Genomic DNA, 26650 nt, shown 5'->3' on the forward strand with positions numbered 1-26650 from the left:
CCGCGTCCCACCCGGGTGGGACGCGGGCCGCACGGCATCCGGCTCAGGCGGCGATGACCTCGGAGACCGGCGCGTAAGGCAGGTCGAGGGCGATGGCGACCTGCTCGTTGGTGAGCCGCCCCGCGTGGGTGTTGAGGCCCAGCGCGAGGGAGGCGTCCTGCTTGAGCGCGTCCTTCCAGCCGAGGCCGGCCAGCTTGACCGCGTAGGGCAACGTGGCGTTGGTCAGCGCGTAGGTGGAGGTGTTGGCGACCGAGCCCGGCATGTTGGCCACGCAGTAGAAGACCGAGTCGTGGACCCGGTAGGTCGGCTCGGCGTGCGTGGTCGGCCGGGAGTCCTCGAAACAGCCGCCCTGGTCGATGGCGATGTCGACGAGCACGGAGCCCGGCCTCATGGAGGAGACCAGCTCGTTGGAAACGAGGGTCGGGGCCTTGGCACCGGGGATCAGCACGGCCCCGATGACCAGGTCGGCCGCCAGGACCTCCTTCTCGATCGCGTACGAGGTCGAGACGAGGGTCTTGAGACGGCCCTGGTAGATGGCGTCGACGAAGCGCAGGCGGTCGATGTTGAGGTCGAGGACCGTGACGTCCGCCCCCATGCCGACCGCGATCTGCGCGGCGTTGAGCCCGGCCACGCCGGCGCCGATGACGACGACCTTGGCGGGTGCCACGCCCGGCACGCCACCGGGCAGCACGCCGCGCCCGCCGTTGAACCGCATCAGGTTGTAGGCGCCGACCTGCGGGGCCAGGCGGCCCGCGACCTCGGACATCGGGGCGAGCAGCGGCAGGGTGTTGCCGACCTGGACCGTCTCGTACGCGATGGCGGTGACCTGCCGCTCCAGCAGGGCGTCGGCGCACTCGCGGCCGGCCGCGAGGTGCAGGTAGGTGAAGAGCACCTGGCCGGGGCGCATGCGGTGGTACTCCTCCGCGATGGGCTCCTTCACCTTGAGGATCATCTCCGCCTGACCCCACACCTCGTCGGCGGCGTCCAGGATCTTGGCTCCGGCGGAGCGATACTCCTCGTCACCGAGGTGCGAGCCGACGCCCGCGCCACGCTGAACGTAGACGTCGTGGCCGTGCCGGACAAGCTCGTACACACCTGCCGGGGTCGCGGCGACACGGTACTCATGGTTCTTGACCTCGGCAGGTACGCCGATCCTCATGGGAGTTCCTTTCGGGGTTTCAACGGGATGTCACGGTGAGCCTCGGTGAACCGTGCGCGGCCGCTCGCGCTCAGAGCCGGCTCCACGCCTCCGTCAGCACCGAGCGGAGGATGGACTCGATCTCGTCGAACTCCTTGGGGCCGCAGATGAGCGGCGGGGCGAGCTGGATGACCGGGTCGCCCCGGTCGTCGGCGCGGCAGTAAAGGCCCGCCTCGTACAGGGCGCCGGAGAGGAAGCCCCTGATGAGACGTTCCGACTCCTCGTTGTCGAAGGTCTCCTTGGTGGCCTTGTCCTTGACGAGCTCGACGCCCCAGAAGTAGCCGGAGCCGCGCACGTCGCCGACGATCGGCAGGTCGCGGAGGCGCTCCAGGGTGGAGCGGAAGACCGGCTCGTTGCGGGTGACATGACCGAGCAGGTCCTCCCGCTCGAACAGGTCGAGGTTGGCCAGCGCGACGGCCGAGGAGACCGGGTGGCCGCCGAAGGTGTAGCCGTGGGCGAACATCTCGGTGCCGTTCTTGAACGGCTCGAAGAGGCGATCGGAGGCGATCATGGCGCCGATCGGCGAGTAGCCGCTGGTCATGCCCTTGGCACAGGTGATGATGTCGGGGACGTAGTCGAACTTCTGCCCGCCGAACATGGTGCCGAGCCGGCCGAAGGCACAGATGACCTCGTCCGAGACGAGCAGGACGTCGTACTCGTCGCAGATCTCACGGAGGCGCTGGAAGTATCCGGGCGGCGGCGGGAAGCAGCCGCCGGCGTTCTGCACCGGCTCGACGAAGACGGCGGCCACGGTGTCGGGGCCCTCCATCTCGATGGCGCGGGCGACGCGCTCGGCGGCCCAGTAGCCGTACTGCTCCGGTGTCATGCCGGGCACGCCGGTGATCTCGTCGGCGCGGTAGTGGTTGGTGTTGGGCACCCGGACCGAGCCGGGGACCAGCGGCTCGAACATCTGCTTGAAGGCGGGGATGCCGGTGATCGACAGGGCGCCCTGCGGGGTGCCGTGATAGGCGATCTGGCGGCTGATGACCTTGTGCTTGAGCGGCTTGCCGGTCAGCTTGAAGTACTGCTTGGCGAGCTTCCACGCGCTCTCGACGGCCTCGCCGCCGCCGGTGGTGAAGAAGACCCGGTTGAGGTCGCCGGGGGTCTCGGCGGCGAGGCGCTGGGCCAGCTCGACCGCCTTGGGGTGCGCGTACGACCAGAGCGGGAAGAACGCCAGCTCCTGGGCCTGCTTGGCGGCGGCCTCGGCCAACTCGCTGCGGCCGTGTCCCGCCTGGACCACGAAGAGCCCGGCGAGGCCGTCGAGGTAGCGCTTGCCGTGCACGTCGTAGATATAGGAGCCCTCACCCCTCACGATCATCGGCACCTCGGCGCCCTCATACGAGCTGTGCCGGGTGAAGTGCATCCACAGGTTGTCCTGCGCGGCCTTCATGAGTGAGGTCACGTCGGTGTTTTCAGGGTGCTTCATCACGATCTTCCCTCGTTTAGCTGAGCTCTCAACAGTCTGCCTGCCAGAACCGCTCTTGCCAAGTGAAAACGTGGTATTGAAGTGTTTGGAGCGTCGAAATCCGCAAAACATATATGCAACAACGACGAAATCCGTCATCGGGCGATGGTGGCTGACAACGGCGCCCGAATCTTACCCAACCCCCTGTTCCACTTGGCGGAACCCTGGCGCGCCGACGCCACGTGCGAGCGCCTCCGCGTCGGCGGCTGTGATCCAATAGGTAGGACGGACCAGATATTCAGATGCGAGGGAAAGTCGTGACTCCTGACGAGATCGAGAACGCCGTCACCGCCGGCCTGCCCCAGGCGATCGCGGACCTCAAGAGGCTCGTCGCCATCCCCTCCGTGGCCTTCCCCGGCCACCCGGAGGAGCCCGTGCACGCGGCCGCCGCGCTGACCGAGGAACTACTGCGGAGCACCGGCCTGCCCCGCGTCCAGCAGATCCCCGTCGAGGGGAGCTTCCCCGCCGTCTACGCCGAGGCCCCCGCTCCGCCCGGCGCGCCGACCGTCCTGTTGTACGCGCACTACGACGTGCAGCCCACGGGTGACCTCGCGCTCTGGCGCACCCCGCCCTTCGAGCCGACGGAGATCGATGGCGCGATCCACGGTCGCGGCGCGGCCGATGACAAGTCGGGTGTCATCTCCCATGTCGCGGCGCTCCGCACCTTCCAGGGCCGCTTCCCGGTCGGCGTCAAGGTCATCATCGAGGGCCAGGAGGAGTACGCCGGCGAGCGCCTGGAGTCCTTCGTCGAGCGCAACCCCGAACTGTTCCGCGCCGACGCGATCGTGGTCGCCGACACCGGTAACCCACGGGTGGGCGATCCGTCGGTGACGACCTCGCTGCGCGGTATGGGCGCCTTCACCATCGAGGTGCGCACCCTCAAGGAGTCGTTGCACAGCGGCTCGTTCGGCGGCGCCGCCCCGGATGCCCTCGCGGCGCTGATCCGGATGCTCGCCGCCCTGCACGACGACCACGGCGACATCCGCGTCCCCGGCCTGCCACGCGGCAGCTTCCTCGGCTCCGGCCCGTCGGAGGAGGACTTCCGGTCCACCGCGGGCGTGCTCGACGGCGTCTCCACCATCGGCTCGGGCTCGCTGGCCGACCGCCTGTGGGCCTCGTACGCGATCACGGTCACCGGCCTGGACGTGCCGCCGGTCTCCGGCGCCGTCAACGCGGTCCAGGCTGTCGCCAGGGCCCGGGTGACGGTACGGGTGCCCCCGGCCGGCGACCCGAAGACGACGATCGAGGCGGTCGTCGACTTCCTGCGGCAGGTCGCTCCCTGGGGCGTCCAGGTGGACGTCGGCGACTACACCATGGGCTCCGGCTACCTCGCCGACACCGGTGGCGCGGCCCGCTCCGCACTGAACCGGGCCATGGAACGCGCCTTCGGCCGCCCGCCGCGCGACGTCGGCGCCGGTGGCTCGATCCCGCTCGTCTCCACCTTCGCCAGGCAGTTCCCCGCCGCCGCGATCCTGCTCTTCGGCGCCGAGGACGACGACGCGGCGATCCACGCCCCCAACGAGCGGGTGAACATCGAGGAACTCCGCCGCACCGCCACCGCCGAGGCGCTCTTCCTCCAGGAGTACGGCTCCGCGACGGCCTGATCGCCCACGGCCCCGGCACGGGTGCGTGCCGGGGACCCGGTGCTTTCCGGTAGCGCCCCCGTCCGGCGAAAAATCGCCATTGGTCGTACGATCACCTCGTGGTCTACTCCCCCGCAAGACCCCGCCGGCGTGTCCTGCCGTACCTGCTCGCCGTGGTGCTCGCCATCGCTCTGATCGCCGGGCTGCGCTGGTACTTCAGCGGTGGCCCGGGGGACGAGCCGAACGGGCCCAGCGCCTGTTCCGGCGAGTCGACGCAGATCAGGGTGGCGTCCTCGCAGGACAAGATCTGGATCCTGCGCGAGGTCGCGAAGGACTACAGCGGCCGTACCGTGGCCGGGCGCTGCGCCGACGTGGTCATCGACGAGGCCAACTCCGGCACCGCGATGCGGGCGCTGGCCAAGGGGTGGGACGAGAAGACCGACGGCAGCCGGCCGGACGTCTGGTCCCCCGCCGCGTCGGCGTGGGTGACGCTGCTGCGCCAACAGGCCTCCAACACCGACGGCACCGTACCCGTCGCCGACGGCAAACCGAGCCCGATCGTCACCGCGCCCCTGGTCTTCGCGATGCCCAAGCCGATGGCCCAGGCGCTGGGCTGGCCCGGCAAGGCGATCGGCTGGTCGGAGCTGGCCGAACTGGCGGCCGCCCCGCAGGGGTGGGCGAAGTACGGCCACCCCGAGTGGGGCCGGTTCAAGCTGGGCAAGACCAACCCCAACTTCTCCACCAGCGGCCTGAACGCCACCATCGGCGCCTACTTCGCCGCCACCGGCACCACCTCGGACCTGACGGCCCGTGACGTGGCCGACCCGAAGACCCGGCGCTTCGTCCAGGGGGTGGAGCAGTCGATCGTGCACTACGGCGACATCTCCATGACGTTCCTGGGCAACCTGCTGCGCGCGGACGACCGGGGCGAGTCGATGGCCTACATCTCCGCGATCACCGTCGAGGAGAACTCGGTCACCGACTACAACCGGGGCAACCCCTCGGGCAACCCGGCCACCCTGGGCCGGCACGCCCCGCCGCGCACCCCGCTGGTAGCGGTCAACCCCAAGGAGGGCACGCTCTACTCCGACCACCCCTACGTGCCGCTGACCTGGATGGACGCGGCCAAGAAGGCGGTCGCCGACGGCTTTTTGACCTACCTGCACAGCCCCGAGGCGCAGGCGAAGTTCCAGGCGTACGGCTACCGCTCCTTCGAGGGCAGGCCCGGCCCGCAGGCCACCGAGCAGAACGGCGTCATCCCCGACGCCAAGATCACCACGCTGAGCCCACCCACCCCTGTCGTCCTGGACAAGGTCCTGCAGAGCTGGTCGGAGCTGCGCAAGAGGGCCAACGTGCTGATCGTGGTGGACAAGTCCGGCTCGATGGAGGAGGAGGCGTCCGGCACCGGCGAGACCCGCCTGGAACTGGCCAAGAAGGCGGCGATCAACGCGCTGCCCCAGTTCCGGGGGGATGACAAGGTCGGCCTGTGGGCCTTCTCCACCGCGCAGGACGGCGAGAAGGACTATCTGGAACTGGTCCCGATCGACAGGGTGTCGAGGATCGGTGGCGCTCTCCGCGACCAGTTGAACGGGCTGACCGCCGGGGGTGGAACCGGGCTGTACGACACCACGCTGGCGGCCGTCGAACGGATGCGCGGTGCCAAGGACGAGGGGGCGATCAACGCGGTGGTCTTCCTCACCGACGGCAAGAACGAGAAGAACGGCGGCAGTGATCTGGACAACCTGCTCGGCAGGCTCAACCCGGAGGTGCGGCTGTTCACCATCGGATACGGCGAGGGCGCGGATCAGGGGGTGCTCAAGCGGATCGCCGAGGCCACCGACGGGGCCGCCTACGACTCGTCCCGGGCGGACACCATCGACCAGGTCTTCACCAGCGTGATCTCCAACTTCTGACCGCTACGACTTCTCGAAGACCTCTGGGCGTGGAGACCTCCGGGCGTGGAGAACGAAGACTTTTGACCGTGGAGAACTCCGAAGGCGGTTCATTCGTCGGACAAGTACAGATATCCCCCGGGAGGCAGGGTTGTACCAGCAGCCGCAGCGACGGCGTAGGAACTTCGCCCCGTTCATCGTCGCGATCATTCTCGCCGGAGCTCTGATCGTCGCCCTGCGGATCTTCGTCGGCGCGAACGAACCCGGAGGGTCGGGCGCGTCGGAGGCCGGCGAGCAGCCCAAGGCGTGCGACGACGGCGTCACCCTGACCGTCGCCGCCTCGTCGGAGAAGGCCGAGTTGCTCAGGAAGATCGCCTCCGGCTACAGCGGCAGGACCGTGGAAGGGCGCTGCGCCGACGTCGTCATCGAGACCAAGGCGAGCGGCGGCGCGCTGCAGGCCCTGGCCAGGGGCTGGGACGAGCGGCAGGACGGCCCCCGACCCGACGTGTGGTCACCCGCCAGCAGCGGCTGGGTCACCCTGCTCCAGCAGCGCGTCGCGGGAAAGGACGCCGGCTCCCTGGTCGCCGCCGAGAACCCGTCGATCGCCAAGACGCCCCTGGTCGTGGCGATGCCCATGCCGATGGCCCAGGCGCTGGGCTGGCCGGGCAAGAAGCTCGGCTGGTCGGACCTGCTCGCCGTGTCGGCCGGGTCGTGGGCGAAGTACGGCCACCCCGAGTGGGGCCGGTTCAAGCTGGGCAAGACCAACCCCAACTTCTCCACCAGCGGCCTGAACGCCACGGTCGGCGCCTACTTCGCGGCGACCGGCCTGTCCGGCGACCTGTCGGAGAAGAACGTGGCCGACGCCAAGACCAGGGACTTCGTACGGGACGTGGAGCGTTCGATCGTGCACTACGGCGACACGACGCTGACGTTCCTGTCCAACCTCCAGCGGGCCGACGACGCGGGCGCGGGCCTGAGCTACATCTCCGCGGTGGCGGTGGAGGAGAAGTCGGTCTGGGACTACAACCAGGGCAACCCGACCGGTGACCCAGCGACGCTGGGCAAGCACGCCAAGCCCAAGGTGCCGCTGGTGGCGATCTATCCCAAGGAGGGCACGCTCTACTCCGACAACCCGTACGCGGTGCTGACCGCCTCGTGGGTCGACGACGCCAAGCGGGCGGTGGCGGCCGACTTCCTGGCGCACCTGCAGGCCCCCGAGCAGCAGGCGCGGTTCGCCGAGTTCGCCTTCCGCTCCTACGACGGCAAGGCGGGCAAGCTGATCACCCAGGCGAACGGGCTGCTGCCCGCCGAGCCGAAGACGACCCTCAGCCCGCCCGCGCCGAACGTGCTCGACAAGGTGCTCACCAGCTGGGCCGACCTGCGCAAGCCCGCGAACGTCCTCATGGTCATCGACGTCTCCGGCTCGATGGGCGCCACCGTGCCCGGCACCGGCAAGAGCAAGCTCGACCTGGCCAAGCAGGCCGCGATCAACGCGCTGCCCCAGTTCGCCTCGCACGACAAGGTCGGGCTGTGGATGTTCTCCACCAAGCGTGACGGCGACAAGGACCACCTGGAGCTGGCCTCGCTCTCCGCCGTCGACGACGCCCAGCGCAAGAAGCTGCGCGCCAGGCTTGAGGGCCTGACCCCCGACGGCGGCACCGGCCTGTACGACACCGCCCTCGCCGCCCACGAGCGGGTACGGAAGCTGCGGAGCGGTGACGCGATCAACGCGGTGGTCTTCCTGACCGACGGCAAGAACGAGGACCCCGACAGCCTCTCCCTGGAGAACCTGCTGCCTGAACTGCGCACCGAACCCGGCCAGGAGACGGTACGGATGTTCACCATCGCCTACGGCCAGGACGCCGACCTCGACGTGCTGCGCAAGATCTCCGAGGCGACCAGCGCCGCCGCGTACGACTCTCGCAAACCTGGAAGTATCGACCAGGTGTTCACCGCAGTGGTATCCAACTTCTGATGGCACGCTTCGTCGACGAACTCAAGGACCCATGGGGCCTGCTGCTGGCCGCGACCGCCGGCGGCGCCGCGTGGGCCGTCAGCGTGCACCCGGTCGCCGCCGGATTCGTCGGCGTCGTCGTCTGGCTGGCCAAGGCCGGGATCTCGGCGTTACCGGAGCGCGGGAGCCGCGACCGGCCCGCCGTCACCCCCGGCAGCCAGGAGGAGTACTGGCTGAGACGGGCGGGATCCGCCGCCTACGGCTTCGCCGAGCTGAGCGCCTCGATGGGGCAGGGCCCGCTGGCCGAGCGGATCGCGCTGATGCGCCCCCAGGTGGACGACTCGACGGCCACCCTGGAGCGGCTGGCCGAGCAGGCCTCGCTCACCGGCACCGCGCTGGCCAGGTTCGACCTCGACAAGCTCGGCCACGAGCAGGCCCGGCTGACCCGAGCCCGCGCGGAGGCCAGGAAGGACCTGGTCGCGGACCTCGACCGCGCCCTCGCCTCGCTGGCCTCCCAGCGGGCCGTGGTCGACCGGCTCGCCTCGGCCCGCGAGCAGGTGCTCGCCCGGATGGAGTCGAGCGCCATCAGCATCGAGGAGCTCCTCGCCCGCGTGGTGGAGCTGTCGGCGGTGTCGGCGAACGGCCGGCTGGAGCCGACCCGGGTGCTGGACGAGCTCGCCGACGCCCTCGAAGGAGTCCGCCAGGGCCTCCACGAAACCGAGCAGATCACGCGCGACGCGCTGGATCGATAAGGAGCCCCCCATGTTCAAGGTCATCCGTAGGGCCTGGCGTTACCTGGTCTTCGCCCTCTCCGGACGGCTGGACGAGCTGTCCGACCCCCGCGTCCAGATCGAGCAGGCCATCGCGGAGGCCAAGGAGCAGCACCAGCGGCTGAGCCAGCAGGCCGCCTCGGTCATCGGCAACGAGCGCGAGATGGAGATGAAGCTCGCCCGCTCGATGGAGGAGACCGGGAAGCTCCAGGCCAACGCCCGCCAGGCCCTCCTGCTGGCCGAACAGGCGCGGGCCGCGGGCGACGAGCGCAAGGCCCTGTCGTACGAGGACTCGGCCCGCGCCTTCGCCTCCCGCCTGGTGGCGGCCGAGGCCGCGCAGCAGGAGTCGCAGCTGACGTACGAGCGGGCCAGGCAGTTCTCCGCCCAGGCGCGCGCCGCGGTCGAGAACAACGCGATGGCCCTGCAGAAGAAGATCGCCGAGCGGATGCGGCTGCTCTCCCAGCTCGACCAGGCCAAGGTCCAGGAGGAGCTCAACAAGGCCATGGGTGATCTGTCCGGGCTCACCCCCGCCGGTGAGACGCCCACCCTGGACCAGGTCCGCGACAAGATCGAGAAGCGCTACGCCCGCGCACTCGGCGAGGCCGAGCTGACCTCGGGCTCCGTCGAGGCCCGCATGATCGAGGTCGAGCGCGCCGCCATCGACGTCGAGGGCGCGGCCCGCCTGGAGGCCATCAGGGAGAGCCTGAACACCGACAGGAAGCCCGAGATCGGGAAGTAGACGGACACTCCCAGGTGACAGTCACGGACACGCTCGGGGGCACTCTAGCCGGACCGGCCTCGCGACGAACGTACGATCAGGGCGGGGGTGCCCGCTCGACGGAGTCACGATCGCGGACCTGCTCCCGGCGTGGTTCAGCGAACGGGCAGGTCGTAGACGCGCCGCACGCTGGTGGGGGCGGCGCTGAGGTCGGCCCCGTAGATGTGCAGCGAGACGGCCGTCTCGTCCCCCGTGTTGTGGACGCGGTGGATGTCGCCGGGCGGGGCGAAACCGCTGACCTCTCCGGTCCGGTTGGCGGTCCTGCCGATCTCGGTCAGGTGGTCGCCGTGGTCGCGGTAGAGGGTCTCGTACTCGACACCCCGCAGCACGCCGAACACGCACCAGGCGATGTGGTCGTGGATCGCGGTCTGCTGACCGGGCCGCCAGACCACGGCCACGATCGAGAAGCTCTCCTCGGCGTGGAGGGTGTGGCCGACGTAGCCGTCGGGGTCGCCGAGACGCTCCTCCTCGGTGAGAATCTCGGGGGACGGCAGCCGTTCACGCAGCAGGTCGGCCACCGCGAAGGCGGTCGCCCGGGGGTCGGCGGACGGATCGACGAGTGCCCTGACCCCCTCGACGATCTCGGCCAGGCCCGGACGGGTGCGCGTCAACGTCTTCATGGCCCCAGGATGCGCTTGGGGGATACATAACGTCTAATGCCCATTTTCCCGTTCATTCATCGATAAAGTTAATACATGCTCGATATCGTGCGGCTTCGTGTCCTCGCCGCGGTGGCCCGGCACGGCTCGGTGACCGCGGCGGCCAGGGAACTGCACTACTCCCAGCCCTCGGTCAGCCACCACCTCGCGAAGCTCGAAGCCGAGACCGGGGCCAAGCTGATCCAGCGGGTCGGCCGGGGCATCCGGCTGACCGAGGCGGGCCGTCTGCTGGCCGAGCGGGCCACCGAGATCATCGGCCGCCTCGACTCCGCGGCCGCCGAGTTGTCGGCGCACGTGGGCCTGCGCGCCGGGCGGGTCAGGCTGGCCGCCTTCCCCTCCGCCCTGGGCACGTTCGTGCCGCAGGCCGCCGCCGCCCTCGCCAGGGAGCACCCCGGCCTGGAGCTGCGACTGACCGAGACCGAGCCTCCTGACGCGCTGCGCATGCTCCGGGCGGGCTACGTGGACGTGGCGGTCATCTTCCGCTTCGAAGGCACCGACCCCGAGGAGGACGGGATCCGCCTGCTGCACCTGCTGGACGACACCAGCTACCTGGTCACCTCCGGCCAGAGCGACGGCAGTGGCGATCTGGCCTCGCACCGCGACTCCCGGTGGATCGGCGGCTGCGACCGGTGCCGCAGCCACCTGCTGGAACTGTGCGCCAGGGCGGGCTTCGAGCCGGAGATCGCCTTCACGACCGACGACGCCGTCGCGGTCCAGGCCCTGGTCGCCGCCGGGATCGGGGTGACCGCCCTGCCGAGGCTCGCCCTGCAGGCCCACCGGCACCCGGGGGTCACCGTGATCGAACTGCCCGGCTCGACCCGCCGCGTCTACGCCGCCACCTACGGCGAGCCCCCCGACCCGCCGGCCACCGCCGCCCTGCTGGCCACCCTGACCTCGGTGACCCGCCCGTAGGGAGACCGACCTGGTGGGGGCCCGCCTCCGCGGCATCGGCACCCGGCGGAAACCCGTTGGTCACCGGGCATCGGGCGAGCCTAGGATCTCGACATGCCTGATCTGACAATGGTCGCCCTCTTTGTGGCGGCTACCCTCGCCCTGCTGCTCGTGCCGGGGCCCGCGGTGCTCTATATCGTGACCCGCAGCATCGCCCAGGGCCGGAGCGCCGGGCTGGTGTCGGTGCTGGGGATCCACCTCGGTTCCCTGGTCCACGTGGCCGCCGCGGCCCTGGGCATCAGCGCCCTGCTGGCCGCCTCGGCGACCGCGTTCGCGGTGGTCAAGTATCTGGGCGTGGCCTACCTGGTCTGGCTGGGCGTCCGCAAGCTGATGACCCGTCCCGACCCGGACGGGGTGGCCGAGCCGCCGGTCGCGACGAGAAGCAGGATCTTCTGGGAGGGCTTCGTGGTCAACGTGCTCAACCCGAAGACCGCGATCTTCTTCCTCGCCTTCCTCCCCCAGTTCACCGATCCGGCCGCCGGCCCGATCGCCCCGCAGATCGTGCTCCTCGGCCTGATCTGGATCGCCCTCGGCATGGCCAGTGACGGTGCCTACGCCCTGCTCTCCTCGGCCATGGCCGGTCGCCTGCGCCGCTCGGCCCGCGCCCGCCGCCGCCTCGACGTCACCAGCGGCCTGGTCTACCTCGGCCTGGGCGCCGTGGCCGCGTTCACCGGCGAGAGCGCCGCGGCAAAGGCCTGAGCCCTCGTCCCGCCCTCCAGGGGGCGGGAGACTCAGCGGAAGCGGTAGGTCGTGGTGGAGGTGAACTCCTCGCCGGGGCGCAGGACCGTGGAGGGGAAGTGGTCCTGGTTGGGCGAGTCGGGGAAGTGCTGGGTCTCCAGGCAGAGGCCGGCGTGCCTGCCGTACGCGGTGGCGATGCCGTCCAGCATGTTGCCGGAGTAGAACTGCACGCCGGGCTCGGTGGTGGAGACCTCCATGACGCGCCCGCTGACCGGTTCGCCGACCTCGATGCCGCCGCGCAGCACGTAGCAGTGGTCGTAGCCACCCCCCAGCAGCGGATCGTCGATCCTGTCGCCGATCTCCCGCGGGGTCGTGAAGTCGAACGGGGTACCCGCCACCGGGGCCAGCTCACCGGTCGGAATCTTGGTGGAGTCGACGGGGAGATAGCGGTCGGCGTCGATCCGGATCACGTGCTTGAGGATGTCGCCGCCCCCGGCGAGGTTGAAGTAGGAGTGGTTGGTCAGGTTCAGCACCGTCGGCGCGTCGGTGAACGCGCGGTAGTCCAGCCTTAGCGCGTCCTCGGTCAGCGTGTAGGTGAGCGAGACGGTCAGCATGCCCGGATAGCCCTCCTCACCGTTGAGGCTGACATATTCCAGCGTGATGGCCGAGGTGGAGACCTCGGTCACCCGCCACACCCGGTTGGAGAAGCCGCCGGGGCCGCCGTGCAGGCTGTTGGGGTCGTTGTTGACCGGCAGTTCGTGGTCACGGCCGTCGAGGGTGAAACGCCCGTTCGCGATGCGGTTTCCGTACCGGCCGACCACGGCGCCGAAGTAGCGGCTGCGCGTCAGGTAGTCGTCGAGACCGGTGTAGCCGAGGACCATGTCGACGCCGTGGACCTCCAGCGACTGCAGGATCGCCCCGTAGCTGAGGATCGAGGCGCGCATCTGCCCGTTCGACAGCACGTGCCGCTCGACGTGCTCCCCCGTCGGGGTGATTCCGAAGTTCATCAAAAAACCTCCAGCGTGGAGACCTGGAGCCTCAGCCCCGGGGGAAAAGCGCGGCACGGTCTGTGGATTCGCGGACGACCAGGTGGGTGTCGAGAGTCGCCAGGGTGGGGGTGGCGCCCTCGTCGAAGGACTGCAGCAGCAGGTCCACCGCCATCCGCCCGGCGGCGGCCGTGGGCATGGCCACGCTGGTCAGCTTGGGCCGGTTCAGCCGCCCGGCCACTATGTCGTCGACGCCGACCACGCTGATGTCATCGGGGACGCGCACGCCCCGTTCGTACAGCCCCTCGATGAGCCCGATGGCCACCAGGTCGTTGTAGGCGAGCACGCCGGTCACGCCCGAGGCGATCACCTCCTCGGCGACGGCGAGGCCGCCCCGCTCGGTGGGCGCGTTCGGGCCGAGGATCACCAGCTCGACGCCGTCCATCGCGGTCGCCGCGGCACGCATCTCACCGCTGGTCCACGAGCCGCTCGGCCCGGACAGCAGGGCGATCCTGCGGTGGCCGAGCCCGGTCAGGTGCTCGATGGCGAGGCGGGCGCCCTGGCCCACGTCCATCAGTATCGTCGGCATGCCCTTCACCCTCCGGTTGACCACCACGAACGGCACCTCGGCGTGGAGACGCTCTATGACCCGGTTGGAGAGCCGCGGGCTGCAGAGCAGGACCCCGTCCACCTGCTTGGCGAGGGTCTGGATCAGCTCCTCCTCGACCTGCGGATCCTCATCGGTGTCGGCGACGAACACGTGGTAGTCGCGGGCTCTGGCCTGCGCCTGGGCGGCCTTGATCAGCGGCGGGAAGAACGGGTTGGAGATATCTGCGACGATGAGGCCGATGTTGTGGGTCCTGCCGGTGGTGAGTGCCCGTGCGGCGCGGTTGGGCCGGTAGCCGAGGTCCTCGGCGACGGCGAGCACGCGGTTGCGGGTCTCGGCGTTCACCAGGTGCGGCGCCGAGAAAGTGCGGGACACCGTCGAGACGTGCACTCCCGACGCCCGCGCCACATCTCTGATCGTCGCTGCCACCGCACTCCTCCGTCATGGCCCTTCACCGGCCCCTGAGCACATTAGTGCAAGCGGTTGCGTAACTGTCAACGCCGGAACCGGACCGGGATCGAGCCTCGCAGCAGGGCACCCGGGGCCATGAAAGTTGCAAATAACGAAAAATCCGCAGATAAGCGGTGGTTTACAAAATTGGGCCCTTGACGTTGCCGGGATATGTCCGCCATGTTTCATGCAACCGGTTGCAGCCCCTGACGCCGACTCGGAAGGAGTTGCCGGCGATGGCAATCACCACGGCGAATCCCCGGATACGCCGCCGCCTGGGCCGCGCGGCCAGGACCCCCTACCTGCTGATCGCCCCCGCGGTGATCGCGATGCTCGGCTTCCTCGTCTACCCGATGGCCAGCGTCGTCTACTACAGCCTGCAGACCTACAACGTCACCAAACCCTGGGACAACGGCTTCGCCGGCCTCGACAACTTCCGCAGGCTGCTGTTCGAGGACCCGCTGTTCTGGCAGAGCCTCGGCTTCAGCCTCAAGTGGGTCGGCGTCGAGGTGTTCCTGCAACTGGTGTTCGGGCTGGTCCTGGCGCTGATCGTGAACGAGACCTTCGTCGGCCGTGGCCTGGCCCGGGCGACCGTGTTCTCCCCGTGGGCGGTCTCCGGGGTGCTGACCACCGGCATCTGGATCCTGCTCTACAACCCGACGACCGGCGTCTCCCGCTACCTCGCCGACCTCGGCCTCATGCAGTACGGCGCCGCGCCGCTGGCCAACCCCGACACCGTCTTCTGGGCGGCCGTGCTCGCCGAGCTCTGGCGCGGAGTGCCGTTCTTCGCGATCCTGCTCCTGGCCGACCTGCAGAGCATCTCCAAAGAGCTCTACGAGGCGGCCTCGGTGGACGGCGCCTCACGGATGCGGCGGTTCGTCCACATCACGCTGCCGCACCTCAAGGACGCGATCATCCTGTCCACGCTGCTGCGCTGCGTGTGGGAGTTCAACAACGTCGACCTGCTCTACACGCTGACCGGCGGCGGCCCGGCGCACGCGACCACCACACTGCCGCTGTACGTGGCGGCCAAGGCCGTGCAGTCCCACGACTTCGGGTACGGCTCGGCGCTGACCACCGCCGCCTTCCTGATCCTGACCTTCTTCTCGATCGCCTACCTGCGGCTGAGCAAGTTCGGAGCGAAGTCATGACACTCCAGACGGCCGAACGGCCGCGCCTGGCCCCGTCCGCGCTCGCGCCGCGTACCGGCCGCAAGGAGAAGGGGAAGGTCGGCCGGTGGGAGATCTGGGTCCCCCTCGGGCTCTACCTGCTGTTCACACTGGTCCCCTTCTACTGGATGCTGGTCTTCGCGTTCCGGCCCAGGGGATCGACCTCGCTGCTGCCCTGGCCGATCACGTTCGACAACTTCGCGACGGTCTGGAACGACCTGAGCTTCGCGGTCTTCTTCAAGAACAGCCTGATGGTGGGCGTCGCCTCCCTGGTCATGACGACCGTGGTCGCGCTGGCCGGCGGCTACGCCCTGGCCAGGTACGAGTTCCGCGGCCGGAAGCTGTTCATGGTCGGGATGCTCTGCACCCAGTTCATCCCCGGCGCGATGATGCTGATCCCGCTCTTCGAGATCTTCCGGGTCCTCGGCCTGGTCAACTCGCTCTGGAGCCTGGTGATCGCCGAGACGGTCTTCCAGCTGCCGCTCTCCCTCATCCTGATCAGCGGCTTCATCAGGAACGTCCCGGTGGAGCTGGAGCAGGCCGCCTGGGTGGACGGCTGCGGCCGGCTGCGCGGCTTCTTCGCCGTGGTGCTGCCGCTGCTGCGCCCCGCCCTGGTCGCGGTCGGCTCGTTCGCCTTCATCCACAGCTGGAACAACTTCCTGTTCGCGCTGATGTTCGTCAGCGAGCAGGAGAAGTTCACGGTGCCCGTCGGCCTCGCGTACACCCTGGGCGAGTTCAGCGTGGACTTCGGCGCCCTGGCCGCGGGCGGCGTCGTCGCCGCCGTACCGGTGGTGCTGGTCTTCGCGGTGATCCAGCGCTACCTGGTACAGGGCATGTCCGCCGGGGCGGTGAAGGGATGAGTCCCCTGGCGGCGAATCCCCTGTCGACTAAGGAACGGTGAGCGACCAATGACACGAACTCTCGTCACCGGGAGCGCCGGGCGGCTGGGCCGGAGCGTGGTCACCGCGCTGGCCGACGCCGGACACGAGGTGATCGGCGTGGACACCGCGCCGGGCACCCCCTCGGCGGCCGCCACGGTGCTCCCCGCCGACCTGACGGACCTGGGTGAGTCCTTCGAGGTGATGGCCAGGTTCCGGCCGGACGCCGTGGTGCACCTGGCCGCGATCGCCACCCCGTTCAGCAGGACCGACGCCTTCACCTACCGGGTCAACACCCAGCTGGCGTTCAACGTCTGCGAGGCGGCCGCCGGGGTCGGGGTCGAGCGGATCGTGGTCGCCAGCAGCCCCACGGTCATCGGGTACGGCACGGACCGCTGGGTGCCCTCCTACCTGCCGCTCGACGAGGACCATCCGGTCGCGCCGTGGAACGCCTACAGCCTGTCCAAGCTGGTCGCCGAGCAGGTGATGGCCACGTTCGCGCGCAGTTCGAAGGCGAGGTTCGCGGCCGTGCGGCCCTGCTTCGTCGTCGCCCCGGAGGAGTGGGCGGGCGCGCCCACCCAGTCGGGGCACACGATCGCCGAACGGCTGGACCGGCCGGAGATCGCGGGGACGTCGCTGTTCAACTACATCGACGCCCGTGACGCCTCCGACATGGTGCTGACCCTGCTGGACAGGCTGCCCGAACTGCCGAGCGGCGAGGTGTTCTTCGCGGGCGCGGCCGACGCGCTGGCCCGCGAGCCGCTGGCCGAACTCCTCCCCCGCGTCAACCCCGCGACCGCCGGACTCGCGGAGAAACTGACCGGCTCGACGCCTGCCTTCTCCTCGGCCAAGGCCGGGCGACTGCTCGGCTGGCAGGCGAAGCGGAGCTGGCGCACCGAGATTGGAGCCCTGTGATGAACCTCAGCGGAGTGCTGTTCTTTCCCGTCACCCCGTTCCGCGCCGACGGCTCGGTGGCCGGTGACGTACTGGCCGAGCATGTGGGGCGCGGGCTGGAGCACGGTCCCGGCGGGGTCTTCGTGGCCTGCGGAACCGGCGAGTTCTCCGCGCTCTCGGAGGCGGAGCACGCCGAGGCGGTGCGGGTCGCGGCCGAGACCGTGAACGGCCGGGTGCCGGTGCTGGCGGGAGCGGGAGGGCCGATCGGCACCGCGCTCGCCCAGGCCAGGGCAGCCAGGGGCGCGGGCGCCGACGGGCTGCTGCTCATGCCGCCCTACCTGGTGAACGGTACGCGCGAGGGCTACTCGGCGTACGTCTCGGCGGTCGCCGGGGTGCTGCCCACGATCATCTACCAGCGCGGCTCGGTGGTACTGGCCCCCGAGCAGGCGGTCGAGCTGTCCCGGATCCCCGGTGTGATCGGGATCAAGGACGGCGTCGGCGACATCGACCGCATGCAGCGGACGGTGCTGGCGGTGCGGGAGGAACGGCCCGGCTTCCTGTTCTTCAACGGCCTGCCGACGGCCGAGCTGACCATGCCGGCCTACCGCGGCATCGGGGTGGAGCTGTACTCCAGCGCGGTCTTCTGCTTCGCCCCCGAGATCGCCACCGCCTATCTGGGCGGCGACGAGCGGCTGATCAGGGAGTTCTACGCCCCCCTGGTCCGGCTCCGCGACCGGGTTCCCGGTTACGCGGTCTCGCTGGTCAAGGCCGGGGTACGGCACCGCGGCCTGGATGTCGGCGGGGTACGACCGCCGCTGGTCGACCCCTCTGCCGAGCACGTGGCGGAGCTCGCCGGGCTGATCAAGTCCGGCCTGGCCCTGATCGGGCGGTGAGCGGCCGATGACCGCGCGGCCAGTGATCACCTCCCTGGAGACGACGCTGCGGACCGTGGCGCTGCCGCGGCCGTGGGGTGCCGACGTGCCCGCCAACCACGTGGTCGTCGTACGGCTGACGCTGGCCGACGGACGGAGCGGGACCGGGTTCTCCTGGACCCCGCAGATCGGGGCCCGGGCGGTACGGGCCCTGCTGGACGGCGAGATCGGCGAGGCCGTCGTCGGCCTGGAGCCGCACCCGGAGGTCGTCTGGGACCGGCTCTGGCGGCACCTGCGCGAGGCGGGCGGCGGCGGGCTCACCACGATCGCGATGGCCGGGGTCGACCTGGCGCTGTGGGACCTGCGCTGCGGCGAGGAGGGGCTGGTCGACACGCTCGGGCGGCGCCGTGACAGCGTGCCGGTGTACGGCAGCGGCGTGAACCTGCACTACTCGATGGAGGAACTCGTCGCGCAGGCCGGACGGTGGCGGGCCGCGGGCCACCCGGCGGTCAAGGTCAAGGTGGGCCGCGACTCGCTGGCCGAGGACGTGGCGCGGGTCGCCGCGGTCCGCGAGGTGATCGGGCCGGACACGCTGCTCATGGTGGACGCCAACCAGCGCTGGGACCTGCCTCGGGCCCGGCGGGCGATCGCCGCCCTGGCGGAGTACGGACTGCACTGGGTGGAGGAGCCGCTGCCCGCCGACGACGTGACCGGGCAGGCCCGGCTCCGCTCCTGCGTCGAGGTCCCGATCGCCGTGGGAGAGAGCGCCTACTCCGTCTACGACTTCCGGGACCTGCTCCTCGCCGGGGCCTGCGACGTCCTGCAGCCGAACGTGGTGCGGGTCGGCGGGATCACCCCGCTGCTCAGGATCGCCGAGCTGGCCAGGACGTTCGGGGTGCCCGTCTACCCGCACCTGCTGCCGGAGATCTCCGGGCAGCTCGCCCTGGCCCTGCCGCTGCCGTGCATGACCGAGGAGGTCGAGGACGCCTCCTTCGCGGCGCTCGGCCTGATCGAAGAGCCCTACCCGGTCTCGGTGGAGAAGGGCGAGTTGCGCGCCGGAGACCACCGGGGCCTTGGACTGCGATGGAGGTGACCTGATGGAACCGGTTCGCGTGGTGCTGGCCGGGGCGCACGGGCACGGCTGGTGGCACCTGTCGAACGTGCGGCGGCTGACCGAGGCCGGGCTGGTCGAGCTGGTCGGGGTGTGCGACGTGCGGCCGGCCGACGAACTGCCCGCCGGGGTGGAGTTCTCCGGCGACCTGGCCGGGCTGATCGGGCGTACCTCCGCCGAGGTGACGATCCTGTGCACGCCCATCCACACCCACGCGGAGCTGGCGGAGCGGGCACTGCGCGCCGGCTCGCACGTGCTGCTGGAGAAGCCACCCGCCGCGACCTACGCCGACTACGAGCGGATCGCCGCGGTGGTCGCCGAGACCGGGCTCGCCTGCCAGGTGGGGTTCCAGAGCCTGGGCTCGGAGGCGATCCCCGCGATCCGGCGGATGGTCGCCGAGGGAGCGATCGGCCGGGTCACCGGGATCGGTGCCGCGGGCGCGTGGGAGCGCCCCTACACCTACTACAGCCGGGTGCCGTGGGCCGGCAGGCGCGAGGTCGGCGGCGTGCCCGTGGTGGACGGCGCCCTCACCAACCCGCTCGCGCACGCGACCGCGACCGCGCTGGCCATCTCCGGGGCGGAGGTGGGACAGGTCGAGGTCGAGCTCTACCGGGCCAACGCGATCGAGGCGGACGACACCTCATCCGTGCGGATGCGGATGGACGACGGGACCGTGGTGACCGTCGCGGTCTCGCTCTGCGCGGATCGGCGGCACGAGCCGTACCTGATCGTGCACGGCGAGGAGGGACGGATCAGGCTGACCTACACCGAGGACCGGGTCGAGTTCGACGGGACCTCGGCCGTACACCCGAGGACCGATCTGCTGGAGAACCTCGTCGCGCACATCCGCGACGGCGCGGAGCTGCTCGTACCGCTGGAGCGGACCCGGGGTTTCATGCGCGTCCTGGAGGCGGTCCGGCTGGCGCCCGAGCCCACCGCCATACCGGACGTGTTCCAGGAGGTCGGTGCGGAGCGCCGGGTGCTGCCCAGGATCGCCGAGGTGACGGCGTCGAGCGCGGAGCGGCTGGCGCTCTACTCGGAACTGCGGGTGCCCTGGAGCGGGCGCCTCCGCCGTACGGAGGGAGTCACCGCGGGACGGACGGTTCCCGGCCTGGGCGACGGGGCGCGGCAACCGCTCCGGGGCGACGCCTTGCGGCCGGTGCTCGTGGCGCACGGGCGACAGGTCGCCGAGTACGTCGTGGCGCCGGAGCTGCCGCCGACGTCGTCGCCCCGGCCGTACCTGCACCCGGTGCGCACCCTCGGCGGTACGACCGTGACCGAGGTCGCGCCAGAAGACCACGTGCACCACCTGGGAGTGAGCATCGCGATCTCCGACCTGGGCGGGGGCAACTTCTGGGGCGGGCGCACCTACGTCCGCGACGCCGGTCCCACCTGGCTCGGCGACCACGGCACGCAGCGGCATCTCGGATTCTCCTGGCGCGACTCCTCCGGGTTCGGGGAGTCGCTGGCCTGGGAGGGGCCTGACGGCGTCGAGACGGCCCGCGAGGCGCGGAGCGTGCGGGTGGTGGAGCTGGGCGGTTGCTGGGCGCTCGACATGTCGTTCGCGCTGACGAACCTCACCGGCGAGCCGCTGCCCGTCAGGAGTTCGGCCACCAAGGGCCGCGCGGGAGCCGGGTACGGCGGTTTCTTCTGGCGGGCGCCGGGGACGGCCGCCGGCCGCCAGGTCTTCACGGCGGACGCCGAGGGCGAGGACGCGGTGCACGGGTCGACGGCCCCGTGGCTGGCCATGGCCTCGGCGGACTGGACCCTGGTCTTCGTCCAGCGGGACGATCCCTGGTTCGTCCGGGTCGTGGAGTACCCGGGCGCCGGGCCCGCCCTCGCCTGGGACACGCCGCTGCTCATCGAGGGCACCCTGCGGCGAAGGATCGTCACCGTCGTCGCGGACGGGCGGCTGGGCCCCGGCGACGCGGCGGCACTCGCCGCGGAGGTTGCCTGGTGACGGGCCAGGGGCGAGGCGACATCTCACGCGATGTAACCGACCCGGGACAACAGAGCGCCTCGGGCGGAGTTCGGCACCCATACCGTCAAGCAATGTCGGGGGACACGACACAGAGAGGTAGAAGAGCAATGACTTCACGCTCAAAGCGCCTGGCGATCCTGGCCACGGCCTTGACGCTCGGCACCGGGCTTGCCGCGTGCGGCGCGGAGGAGCCGGAGTCCTCCGGCGGGAAGACCACGATCACCTTCTGGGACGACAACGGCGGCCCGGCGCGTACCCCGGTGTGGCAGCACATCATCGCCGAGTTCCAGAAGGCGAACCCGTCCATCGAGGTGAAGTACGTCGGCATCCCGATCGCCCAGACGCAGCAGAAGTATGACACCGCGATCGCCGGAGGCGGCCTGCCCGACGTGGGCGGTGTCTCCACCGCGATGCTGTCGAGCCTGGTGGCGCAGAAGGCGCTGGAGCCGGTGGACGCCCGGATCTCCGGTGGCGCGCTGAACGGCAAGCTGAACGAGCAGGTCGTGAGCACGGTCAAGGGCACCGTGCCCGACGGCAAGACCTACCTGGTTCCGATGTCCACAAATATGGGTGTTTTCTGGTACAGGACCGACTGGTTCAAGGAGGCCGGCCTCAAGACGCCCACGACCTGGAACGACTTCTTCACCGCCACCGGGAAGCTGACCGACACCGCCGGGAACCGCTACGGCTTCACCATCCGCGGCGGGGCGGGCTCGATCGCGCAGATGCTGGAGGTGGTGTACGGCCAGTCCGGCATCACCGAGATCTTCGACGCCTCGGGAAGGTCCACGGTCAACGACCCGAGGAACGTGGCGGCCCTCACGAAGCTGGCCGGGCTGTACAAGAAGGTCACGCCCGAGGCCGACATCAGCAACGACTACACGAAGATGGTCGCCCAGTTCGACGGCGGCAACATCGCGATCATGCAGCACAACCTGGGGTCGTACCAGGACCACGTCAAGACGATCGGCGCGGGCAACGTGGCGGCCATGCCCGTGCCCAAGTCCGACAGCGGCGTCCAGGCGATCCTGTCCAACCCGGTCTCGGGCATCGGCGTGTTCGCCTCCGGCGAGAAGAAGGACGCCGCGTACAAGTTCGCGGAGTTCGCCGCCGCCAAGGAGATGAACAGCTACTGGTCGGAGCAGACCGGCGTGCTCCCGGCCAACACCGACGTCAACGACGAGCCGTGGATCGCGGGGCTGCAGCACATCGCCGCGGCGGTCAAGGTGCTCAACGACCCGGCGACGAAGATCGTGCAGATGCCCTACCACCTGCCGGAGTTCAACGCGATCACCAAGACCGACATGGAGCCGGAGTTCCAGAAGGTCCTGCAGGGTGCCCTGTCCCCCAAGGACTTCCTGGACGCGTTCGCGGCCAAGCTGACGGAGGCCCAGGCGTCGTACAAGCAGCGTAACGGCGGCTGAGCCTGACCATCGGGGGCGGGCGCTCCCATCCCTGACCTGGGCGCGCCCGCCTCCGCCATTCCGGAAGGCTCTCGGGGTTCTCACGGAGCCTCCCCTCCCACCTGACCTGTGGAGGAATCACCATGAAACGAGCCGTCGCGCTCACCACCCTGCTCTCCCTGGCGGTTCTCACCGCCCCGGCCGCGTCCGCCGCCGTCTCGGAGACCCCCACCGCCTCGCCCGCCGGACGGAAGGCGGACCTGGGCCGCCAGACCCTGCCCGCGAACGACGGCTGGGCCGCCGAGGGCACCGGAACCACCGGCGGCGCCGCCGCGCCGGCGTCGAACACGCACACCGTGTCCACCCGGGCCCAGCTGGCCGCCGCGCTCGCCGCACCCTCACCGAAGATCATTTACGTGAAGGGCACCATCGACACCGACAGGACCTGCGCGGACTACGCGACCGGCGGCTACACGCTGGAGGCCTACCTCGCCGCGTACGACCCCGCGGTGTGGGGCAGGGACACCGAGCCCTCGGGCCCGCTGGAGGACGCGCGGGCCGCCTCGGCCGCCAGGCAGACCACCGACATCAAGCTCAAGGTCGGTTCGAACACCACGATCGTCGGCCTCGGCAAGGACGCGCGCATCCGGGGCGTCAACCTGCACATCGACAAGGCGGACAACGTCATCGTCCGCAACATCGACTTCGAGGACACCGCCGACTGCTTCCCGCAGTGGGACCCGACCGACGGCGACGAGGGCAACTGGAACTCCCTCTACGACAACATCTCGGTGACCGGCTCGACGCACGTGTGGGTGGACCACAACACCTTCACCGACGGCGACAACCCGGACTCGAGCCAGCCGCTGTACTTCGGCAGGCCCTACCAGGTTCACGACGGGCAGCTCGACATCACCAACGGCTCCAACTACGTGACGGCCTCCTGGAACCGGTTCGCCGACCATGACAAGACGATGCTGATCGGCTCGACCAACAACCCGGCGACCGACGCGGGCAAGCTGAAGGTCACCGTCCACCACAACCACTTCGACAACACGCTCCAGCGGCTGCCCCGCGTGCGCTTCGGCCAGGTGCACGTCTACAACAACTACTACGAGATCCCGGACGCCTCGACCTTCGTGTACGCCCTCGGCGTGGGCGTGCAGTCGCAGATCTTCGCCGAGAACAACTTCTTCCGGCTGAGCCGGGCCGTGGCTCCGGCGAACCTCCTCTACAACTGGGGCGGCACCTCCCTCACCGCCAGGGGGAACGTGCTCCGCGTCGGCGGGCCCGTCACCCCCCTCGACCTCGTCGCCGCCTACAACGCCGCCCACGACCCCGACTTCGGCACGGACGCGGGCTGGACCCCCACCCTGCACACCGCGATCGAACCGGCCCCGGCGGTGCACAAGTCCGTCTCCCGGCACGCGGGCTCGGGCAAGATCGGCTAGGGCTCCGTACCTGAGCGGAGATCGCGAACGCGCGGTCGAAAACCTGAGCGCGGTGGACCGGTGAGGTGGCCCCCTCAGAAGCCGCCCACCGGACCGAACGGGTCGGCGAGCTACGAGCCGGTCACAGTCGCCCCGCAACATATCGAAAGGTGCCGGACACATACCAAGGTGTCCGGCACCTTTCGACTGGGAGACTCCGTGACACAGCGAGATCGCTTCGAGGCGGCCTATGACGTGTACTACCCGGCGATACATCAGTACGCCGCCCGCCGTACCGGCTCCCCCGACGACGCCGCCGACGTCATCTCCGAGACGTTTCTCACCGCCTGGCGGCGCATCGGCGACGTACCCGAGGGCGAGCGGGCACTGTTGTGGCTCTACGGCATGGCCCGCCGCGTGCCGGCCAACCAGTAACGCGGCACCTCACGCCGGCCCGTACTCGCTGAGCGGCTCCCCCTCTGCACGAAGCGCGCACCGGATCGGCGCTGGAGGGGATGCGAGGCCCTCGCTCCGATCGTGAGTTCAGACCGTTTCGGCGCCGTGGCCGGCGGCGATCACGTCAATGTGGCGGGCGAGTTCGAAGTCCTTGGCTGTGAGGCGGTTTCCGGCGTCGTGAGTAGTGATCACGAATCGGATCCGCTGCCAGGTGATGTGAATATCAGGGTGGTGGCCAACTTCGCGAGCCTTGGCCGCGACGTACATGGCCAGATGTACGCACTCGTGATAGGCGTGCTTGAACGTCCGGGCTATGGCCTGCCCCTCACGCTCCCACCCTGGCAGCTCGGCCAGATGGGCGACGATCTGCTCTTCGGACAACGGCTGAGGGGTCATCGGTATCTCCGCGTCATGCAGTCAGTTGAACTGGCGAATTCCAGGGGTCGTCGCAACACGGTAATCAGTTACTGCGGCGAGAGGCATAAGCGAGACGCTCTCCTGTGTGCGGCTGCTACCGCTGGTCGGCCGGGAGGTCCGGCCGCGGGGTGTGCCTGACCTTGCAGCCGGCCAGCGCCACCAGACCGGTCGGCACCAGCGGAACGAGAATCGCCTCCACCCAGTCGGGCAGGAACGAGGTCATCGACGGGTCGTCGGCGACCGCCCTAAGCCACGGACCTCGCATGCGGCTCCGCGGCCTGCTCGTCCAGCAGGTCGCGGAGCCGTGTCGGGCGAGGCGGGTCCTGCCGTTCGCCGGTGGCCCGCCCACGCAGGGGGCGCAGGCCACCGGGCAGGTCGGACGGGCCGGAGGAGCAGCGGCCGACAGACGACCCGCGCCTAGGAGACCACCCCGTCGACCCGGCGGGGGATGCCGAGGGGGTTGTCGTCGCGCAGCTCGGCTGGGAGCAGCTCGGCCGGCCAGTCCTGGTAGGCGGTGGGGACCAGCCACCTGCGGATCGCGGCGGCGCCGACCGAGGTGTGCGCGGCGGCCGTACTCGCGGGCCAGGGGCCGCCGTGGTGCATGGCCCAGCGGACCGCGACACCGGTCGGCCAGCCGTTCCAGATCAGCCGGCCCGCCTTCCTGAGCAGCACCTCGGCGCTCTCCCGCGCCTCGCCGGGGTCGGTGGCGTGGATCGTGGCGGTCAGCGAGCCGTCCAGCCTCTCCAGTACGGCGGGCAGCTCCGCCGCGTCGCCGTAGACCACGACGACGGAGACCGGGCCGAAGCACTCCTCGGCGATGTCGGGCAGGGCGTCGGCGAACGACGCCAGATCGGTGACGAACACCTGCGGCGCCACCGCGAAGGCCCCCTCGCCCGGCTGCCCCTCGGCCAGCGTGGTGAGCTTGCCGAGCCTGGCCAGCCCGTGCAGGAAGCCGCCCCGGATCCGCTCGGTGAGCATCGGCCCGCCCGCGGTCGCGGAGACCGCCTCGGAGATGGAGGTCAGGAGCTCGGTGTCGTCAGGGACGAAGACCAGTCCGGGGTTGGTGCAGAACTGACCGGTGCCGAGGGTCAGCGAGGCGGCGAACCCCTGGGCGAGCCCTTCGCGGTCGGCCGAGGGCAGCACGACGACGGGGTTGACGCTGCCCAGCTCGCCGTAGAACGGGATGGGTTCCGGGCGCTCGGCGATGAGAGCCTGGACGGCCTTGCCCCCGGGGACGGAGCCGGTGAACCCCACGGCCACCACGGAAGGGTGCGTGGCCAGCCGCTTTCCCGCGTCGAGCCCGCGGACCAGACCCAGGAGTGCCGGATCGGGCAGCGCGCTCTGGATGATCTTCTGCGACAGCTCCGAGGTGCCCGGGTGCCCGTCGTGCGCCTTGACCACCACCGGGCATCCGGCGGCCAGCGCCGAGGCGGTGTCACCGCCCGCGACCGAGAAGGCGAACGGGAAGTTGCTCGCCGCGAAGACACCGGCCACGCCGGGCAGCGGGTGGTTCATCCGTCGCAGGTCGGGGACCGGCGGCTGGGCCGTCGCGTGGTCGATCACCGCCTCCACGTGCCCGCCGTCCCGCAACACCTGGGCGAAGAGCCGGAACTGGCCCGCGGCCCGCCCCACCTCGCCGCGGAGCCGGGTCTCCCCGAGCGCGGTCTCGGCGTCGGCGGCCCGCCAGAGCTCCTCGACGTTCGCCTCCAGCGCCGCCGCGACCGCCTCAAGCACCGGCGCCCGGTCGGCGGAACGCCAGGCGGGTCCCGCCGCGCGGGCGGCTCCGACGACCGCGTCCACCTCGCCGTCCGAGGTCAGCGGGTAGGGGTCCCCGGCGGGCTCGCCGGTCCTGGGGTCAACCGAGTGGATCAACACGAGAGCCTTTCTTCAATGACGCCTGTCACGCCGCGGGGGCGACCCTCTTACGGTAAGCGCTTTCCCTCGTCGGGGCCACCCAACGCGCGACGGCTTCCAAGACATTCAACGGCACCGACCCCAGTACACCGGACATCCCCCGATTCACGGAAGGGTGGCCTTCGACGGGAGGCCGGTATCCGGCTCTCGTACC

At 70.2% G+C, this 26650-nt stretch carries 24 protein-coding genes; 16 read left to right on the plus strand and 8 right to left on the minus strand.

The window, feature by feature from the left end; translation table 11 throughout:
* Positions 1–43: 43 nt before the first annotated feature.
* Together ald and ABZU75_RS10855 are read right to left on the minus strand one after the other, a co-directional pair.
* Positions 44–1159, minus strand: a complete 1116-nt coding sequence (ald, locus tag ABZU75_RS10850; RefSeq protein ID WP_355551876.1) for an alanine dehydrogenase — start codon at positions 1157–1159, stop codon at positions 44–46.
* A gap of 70 nt (positions 1160–1229) precedes the next feature.
* Complete coding sequence (locus tag ABZU75_RS10855) at positions 1230–2624, minus strand: aspartate aminotransferase family protein (protein WP_355551879.1); 1395 nt, start codon at positions 2622–2624, stop codon at positions 1230–1232.
* Positions 2625–2920: 296 nt separating this feature from the next.
* Between ABZU75_RS10855 and ABZU75_RS10860 the strand changes: the two genes are divergently transcribed.
* From ABZU75_RS10860 to ABZU75_RS10880, 5 genes are all read left to right on the plus strand, one after another.
* A complete protein-coding gene (locus ABZU75_RS10860; protein ID WP_350921101.1) occupies positions 2921–4267 on the plus strand; it encodes a M20/M25/M40 family metallo-hydrolase in 1347 nt (448 codons plus the stop codon).
* A gap of 98 nt (positions 4268–4365) precedes the next feature.
* Positions 4366–6159, plus strand: a complete 1794-nt coding sequence (locus ABZU75_RS10865; RefSeq protein ID WP_355551884.1) for a substrate-binding and VWA domain-containing protein — start codon at positions 4366–4368, stop codon at positions 6157–6159.
* A 130-nt stretch (positions 6160–6289) separates the two neighbouring features.
* Positions 6290–8113 (plus strand): substrate-binding and VWA domain-containing protein, encoded by a 1824-nt coding sequence (locus tag ABZU75_RS10870; RefSeq protein ID WP_355551887.1) that lies wholly within the window; start codon positions 6290–6292, stop codon positions 8111–8113.
* Positions 8113–8844, plus strand: coding sequence for a hypothetical protein (locus ABZU75_RS10875; protein WP_350921087.1), 732 nt, complete (start codon positions 8113–8115; stop codon positions 8842–8844). Before ABZU75_RS10870 ends, ABZU75_RS10875 begins: the two co-directional genes overlap by 1 nt.
* A gap of 10 nt (positions 8845–8854) precedes the next feature.
* On the plus strand, positions 8855–9601 hold the full coding sequence (locus ABZU75_RS10880; RefSeq protein WP_355551891.1) for a PspA/IM30 family protein: 747 nt from the start codon (positions 8855–8857) through the stop codon (positions 9599–9601).
* A gap of 134 nt (positions 9602–9735) precedes the next feature.
* Here ABZU75_RS10880 and ABZU75_RS10885 read toward each other — a convergent pair whose 3' ends face one another.
* Entirely contained in the window at positions 9736–10260 is a 525-nt protein-coding gene (locus ABZU75_RS10885) for a cysteine dioxygenase family protein (protein WP_355551894.1), read from the minus strand.
* Between the two features lie 75 nt (positions 10261–10335).
* Between ABZU75_RS10885 and ABZU75_RS10890 the strand changes: the two genes are divergently transcribed.
* A complete protein-coding gene (locus ABZU75_RS10890; protein ID WP_350921080.1) occupies positions 10336–11211 on the plus strand; it encodes a LysR family transcriptional regulator in 876 nt (291 codons plus the stop codon).
* A 93-nt stretch (positions 11212–11304) separates the two neighbouring features.
* Positions 11305–11949, plus strand: coding sequence for a LysE family translocator (locus ABZU75_RS10895; RefSeq protein WP_355551899.1), 645 nt, complete (start codon positions 11305–11307; stop codon positions 11947–11949).
* 32 nt (positions 11950–11981) lie between these two features.
* On the opposite strand, the gene ABZU75_RS10900 is transcribed toward ABZU75_RS10895, so the two are convergent.
* Positions 11982–12935 (minus strand): aldose epimerase family protein, encoded by a 954-nt coding sequence (locus ABZU75_RS10900; protein WP_355551902.1) that lies wholly within the window; start codon positions 12933–12935, stop codon positions 11982–11984.
* A 31-nt stretch (positions 12936–12966) separates the two neighbouring features.
* Entirely contained in the window at positions 12967–13950 is a 984-nt protein-coding gene (locus ABZU75_RS10905) for a LacI family DNA-binding transcriptional regulator (protein WP_355551905.1), read from the minus strand.
* Between the two features lie 257 nt (positions 13951–14207).
* Here ABZU75_RS10905 and ABZU75_RS10910 point away from each other — a divergent pair, with 257 nt between their 5' ends.
* The 9 genes from ABZU75_RS10910 (at position 14208) to ABZU75_RS10950 (ending at position 24144) form a co-directional block, all read left to right on the plus strand.
* A complete protein-coding gene (locus tag ABZU75_RS10910) occupies positions 14208–15122 on the plus strand; it encodes a sugar ABC transporter permease (RefSeq protein ID WP_355551908.1) in 915 nt (304 codons plus the stop codon).
* A complete protein-coding gene (locus tag ABZU75_RS10915; RefSeq protein WP_355551911.1) occupies positions 15119–16000 on the plus strand; it encodes a carbohydrate ABC transporter permease in 882 nt (293 codons plus the stop codon). Before ABZU75_RS10910 ends, ABZU75_RS10915 begins: the two co-directional genes overlap by 4 nt.
* Before the next feature lie 48 nt (positions 16001–16048).
* The gene (locus ABZU75_RS10920; RefSeq protein WP_355551914.1) at positions 16049–16933 is read left to right on the plus strand and encodes an NAD(P)-dependent oxidoreductase; all 885 of its coding nucleotides are present in this window, start codon (positions 16049–16051) and stop codon (positions 16931–16933) included.
* Positions 16933–17805 (plus strand): 5-dehydro-4-deoxyglucarate dehydratase, encoded by an 873-nt coding sequence (locus tag ABZU75_RS10925; protein WP_355551917.1) that lies wholly within the window; start codon positions 16933–16935, stop codon positions 17803–17805. Before ABZU75_RS10920 ends, ABZU75_RS10925 begins: the two co-directional genes overlap by 1 nt.
* Before the next feature lie 7 nt (positions 17806–17812).
* A complete protein-coding gene (locus ABZU75_RS10930) occupies positions 17813–18877 on the plus strand; it encodes a mandelate racemase/muconate lactonizing enzyme family protein (RefSeq protein WP_355551920.1) in 1065 nt (354 codons plus the stop codon).
* A gap of 4 nt (positions 18878–18881) precedes the next feature.
* Positions 18882–20855 (plus strand): DUF6807 family protein, encoded by a 1974-nt coding sequence (locus tag ABZU75_RS10935; RefSeq protein ID WP_355551923.1) that lies wholly within the window; start codon positions 18882–18884, stop codon positions 20853–20855.
* Between the two features lie 128 nt (positions 20856–20983).
* On the plus strand, positions 20984–22300 hold the full coding sequence (locus ABZU75_RS10940; protein ID WP_355551926.1) for a sugar ABC transporter substrate-binding protein: 1317 nt from the start codon (positions 20984–20986) through the stop codon (positions 22298–22300).
* Positions 22301–22422: 122 nt separating this feature from the next.
* Entirely contained in the window at positions 22423–23730 is a 1308-nt protein-coding gene (locus tag ABZU75_RS10945) for a pectate lyase (protein WP_355551929.1), read from the plus strand.
* 198 nt (positions 23731–23928) lie between these two features.
* Positions 23929–24144 carry a sigma factor gene (locus ABZU75_RS10950; RefSeq protein ID WP_355551932.1) on the plus strand — a complete coding sequence of 72 codons (216 nt, stop codon included), beginning with the start codon at positions 23929–23931 and terminating at the stop codon, positions 24142–24144.
* 108 nt (positions 24145–24252) lie between these two features.
* Here the strand turns inward: ABZU75_RS10950 and ABZU75_RS10955 are convergent, their stop codons facing one another.
* From ABZU75_RS10955 to ABZU75_RS10965, 3 genes are all read right to left on the minus strand, one after another.
* Entirely contained in the window at positions 24253–24561 is a 309-nt protein-coding gene (locus tag ABZU75_RS10955; protein WP_343973592.1) for a 4a-hydroxytetrahydrobiopterin dehydratase, read from the minus strand.
* Positions 24562–24676: 115 nt separating this feature from the next.
* Positions 24677–24847 carry a hypothetical protein gene (locus ABZU75_RS10960; protein ID WP_355551936.1) on the minus strand — a complete coding sequence of 57 codons (171 nt, stop codon included), beginning with the start codon at positions 24845–24847 and terminating at the stop codon, positions 24677–24679.
* Between the two features lie 152 nt (positions 24848–24999).
* Positions 25000–26457, minus strand: coding sequence for an aldehyde dehydrogenase (NADP(+)) (locus ABZU75_RS10965; RefSeq protein WP_355551939.1), 1458 nt, complete (start codon positions 26455–26457; stop codon positions 25000–25002).
* Positions 26458–26650: the final 193 nt, after the last annotated feature.

It is taken from the genome of Streptosporangium sp. NPDC005286 (assembly GCF_040607515.1).
Lineage (GTDB): Bacteria > Actinomycetota > Actinomycetes > Streptosporangiales > Streptosporangiaceae > Streptosporangium.